General features: G+C 43.7%; 1 protein-coding gene. It reads right to left on the reverse strand.

The annotated features are described in order from the left end of the window. The coding region (locus tag E4T71_RS10025; RefSeq protein ID WP_167758537.1) for a hypothetical protein at positions 1-254 on the reverse strand (254 nt) is incomplete at both ends.

The raw sequence follows: 254 nt of genomic DNA on the forward strand, positions 1-254 counted from the left end.
TGGATCGTTTGGATCTGTAATTGATGGCGGTACATAACCTTTACTTGGATCTGTTGGATCAACTGGCTTCAAGGGATTTCCATCTGGATCTTTCGGGGTATAACCCGGAATATATGGTAATGGTGGATTATCTCCTGGTACCAATGGTGTGTCATCATATGGTACAGGTGGACGATCCCCTGGATTGTCTACTCCTGGGATATAAGGCAAGTAGGAACCTAGTTCTTTGTAGACATAGGTAACACTTGTTTCAC

The sequence above is a fragment of the Streptococcus sp. WM07 genome (assembly GCF_004570525.1).
Classification (GTDB): Bacteria; Bacillota; Bacilli; order Lactobacillales; family Streptococcaceae; genus Streptococcus.